Source organism: Chrysiogenia bacterium (assembly GCA_020434085.1).
In the GTDB taxonomy this organism is placed as follows: Bacteria; JAGRBM01; JAGRBM01; order JAGRBM01; family JAGRBM01; genus JAGRBM01.
Window position 1 is genome coordinate 1 of the sequence record JAGRBM010000166.1, and the last position, 3,131, is coordinate 3,131.

Annotated in this window: 3 protein-coding genes; all 3 read right to left on the reverse strand. The window is 64.9% G+C overall.

The window, feature by feature from the left end; translation table 11 throughout:
- Positions 1–719 (reverse strand): FAD-dependent oxidoreductase (locus KDH09_05655; protein ID MCB0219162.1); only part of this gene is annotated, 719 nt, incomplete at its 3' end.
- A gap of 137 nt (positions 720–856) precedes the next feature.
- Positions 857–2,320, reverse strand: coding sequence for a redoxin domain-containing protein (locus KDH09_05660; GenBank protein MCB0219163.1), 1,464 nt, complete (start codon positions 2,318–2,320; stop codon positions 857–859).
- A 2-nt stretch (positions 2,321–2,322) separates the two neighbouring features.
- Positions 2,323–3,131 (reverse strand): N-acetyl-gamma-glutamyl-phosphate reductase (locus tag KDH09_05665; GenBank protein ID MCB0219164.1); only part of this gene is annotated, 809 nt, incomplete at its 5' end.

Here is a 3,131-nt window from a genome sequence, read left to right on the forward strand (position 1 = left end):
CCGGGCTGATGATCGAGTGCGATGACCTGCCCGCGCACCGGCGAGATGGACTCAGGCTTCAAGCCCGAGCCCGGCACCTGGGTGGTCCATGCGCCGGCGGCCAGTACCACGCGCTCGCACGAGATCACGCCTTCACCGGTTTCCACGCCGCAAACGCAATTCTTTTCGTGAAGGATTCGGTGGACCGTGGTGGTCAGAAATTTCGCTCCTGCTTTTCGAGCAGCACGGGCCAGCGCGCGCGCCAGTTGCGGCGGTTCGATCTGTCCGTCGTCGGCGAAGTGAAGTCCCGCGCGCGCCTGCAGGCTACCCTCGGGTTCGATCTGCTCGAGCGCCTTGTGGTCGAGCCACTGGGTGTCGAGCCCCTGCGCGCCCTGCCACTTCTCCCGCGCGCGAAGCTCGGCCTCTTCTTCCTCGTCGAAGGCCAGCAGAATGGACCCGCAGCGCGCGTAACCGGTGCGCACGCCCGATTCATCTTCGAGTTTTTTTACGAAATCTGCGTAGAGGGCGCGGCTTCGCACAGCGAGGTCGCAGAACGGGCCCGGTTCATCGGATTCGACCTGCGCGCCCAGAATACCCGCGGCCGCGCTGCTGGCCTCGGCGCCCGCCACCGAGCGCTCCAGGACCGTTACCCACACGCCGCGCAGGGCCAGCTCGCGCGCAACCGCGCAGCCCGCCACTCCGGCGCCAATTACGACAACTTCTGCGGTGTTCCCACTCATGGCGGGTTTCTTAACGAATCGGGGAGTGAAATTAAATGATGTAGCTCATATGCCCGGCTGGACCCGACGTCGCCAGGGCTATGTTGCTCAGACGTGGGCGAATTCAGCCAAACACCTCGGGTTTGGCTGGCCATCCCCTACAGCGGCAGCGAGAGTTCCCGCACTTCCCGGTCGGCGATGCGCACCACCAGCACCCGGTGGTTGTTCGTGTCGGCGATGTAGAGGAAGTCCTCGGTGGTATCAATGCCGCCGGGCTCGCAGAGCGCTTGTGTGCCTCCGTCCCCGAGCCAGGTCTCGACTGTGCGGTCTTCGAGGTCGATGCGTTTGACCTTGTTGTTGAAGGTATCGGCCACGTAGAGCCCGCTCGGGTGGGCGACCACGTCGAGGGGATGTTGCAGCAGGGCATGATTGGTGGGGCCGTCCTCGTCACCGAAGTCGAACAGACCGCGCCCCATGACGGTGAAGACCTGGTCATTCTTGAAGTCGACGACGCGGATGCTGCTCACTTCGGAATCGGCAAAGACCACGTAGGGACCCATGTAGGCCAACGAAGAGGGTTGCGCGAGCGCGGCCTCGCAGAAGGATCCGTCGATGTGATCCTCGCGACCGCTGCCCACGACGGGAAAGACCCGTCCTGCGGCCGGATCATAGGCCCAGAGCTGGTGCGAGCCCGCGACTGCCAGAAGCACGGCGTCCCCGATGGCCAGCGCATCCCAGGGAGAGCGAAGCGGCGTGTTCAGCGCGCTCTCCCAGTCCGGCTCACCGGCGATCTCGCCGTTTCCGGCAACGGTGCGGACCTGTTTTTCATTCAGATCCACCGCGCGCAGCAGGTAGTTCTCGGTATCGCAGACGTAGAGCGTGTCGCCCAGCAGCGCCGATCCCTGCGGGCGGCGGAAGCTCGCGCTCTCGAAGTTGCCGTTCTGGCGCCCCACCCCGCCGCTGCCGATGACCTCGAGCGAGGCGATCTGCGGCCAACCGTCTTTCACTGTGAGCTCGCCCAACAGAATCCGATGATGCCCGGTGTCGGCGATGGCGATGCGGTTGCCCTCGTCAGGTTTTCCCGCATGAAGAATCCGTGCTTTGCCCGGAAAGCTCAGCACGCGGCCGGCGTCCTCATCAGGGCGCACCACTTCGAGTTTCTTCTCGGCCAGCGTGCCGCGCGTCTTCTCAACGTCGAGCTGCGTGCTCACGCGGCGAAGCAGGTCCTCGAACTGGGGCTCTCCCGAGATCTGGTCGAAGATCTTCCCCTCGCCGTCCACGAGAATGAGCGTCGGCCAGGCGCGCACGGCGTACTGCTGCCAGAGGTCGTGATCGGAATCGACGAGTACCGGGTGCTTTACCCCGTGACGATCCACCGCGCGGCGGATGTTTGCCGCGTCTTTTTCCTGGTCGAACTTGGCGGCGTGCACGCCGATGACGTGGAAGGGCTGATCCGCCAGCGCCTCTTCAAGGCGCTGGAGCACCGGCAGGACGTGCATGCAGTTGATGCAGCAGTAGGTCCAGAAATCGAGCACAACAACGTGCCCGCGAAGCTGCTCGAGGCTGAGCGGCTCGGCGGTATTGAGCCAGGTAGCCTGCGTGGGAAACGCGGGGGCCTTCACGCTCAGGGCACCACCGCGACGCCTTTAAGACCCGTGGTCTCGGGAAGGCCAAGGACGAGGTTCATGTTCTGCACCGCCGCACCCGAGGCACCCTTGATGAGGTTGTCGATGGCGCCAAGGCAGATCACGCGGCCATCGGGACCGGCAACCGGCGCGACGTCGCAGTAGTTGGAACCTGCCACGTCCTGGGTGCGCGGCACGTCCGTACCCGGCAGCACCCGCACGAAGGGCTCACCCTTGTAGAAGTCGTTGTAGAGCGCGCGCAGTTCCTCGGTGCTCATGGGATTCTTGAGCTGGAGATAGACCGTCGAGAGGATTCCGCGCTGCATGGGAATCAGGTGCGGCGTGAAGGTCACGCTCACGGGAGTTCCTGCCAGCGCCGAGAGTTCCTGGGCGATCTCCGGCGTGTGCCGGTGGGAGAACACGCCGTAGGCTTTGACCCCTTCGTTCACTTCGGCGAACGAGAGGGCGAGATCGCCCTTGCGGCCCGCGCCGGAGGCGCCGGACTTGGCGTCGGCAATGATGTGGGTGAGCTCGGCCTTGCCAGTTTTGATGAGCGGCGCGGCCGCCAGCACTGTTGCCGTGGGGTAGCAGCCGGGGTTGGCAACGAGCCGCGCGGACTTGATCTGCTCGCGGTAGAGCTCGGGCAGCCCGTAGGCCGCCTCCGGGATCAGCTCGGGATTGCTGTGGGTCTGGTACCATTTCTCATAGACGGCCTGATCCCTGAGCCGGAAGTCGGCCGAGAGGTCGACGACCTTCTTGCCCCGCTCCAGGAAGGCCGCGACGGTCTGCATCGCCTCCTTGTGGGGAA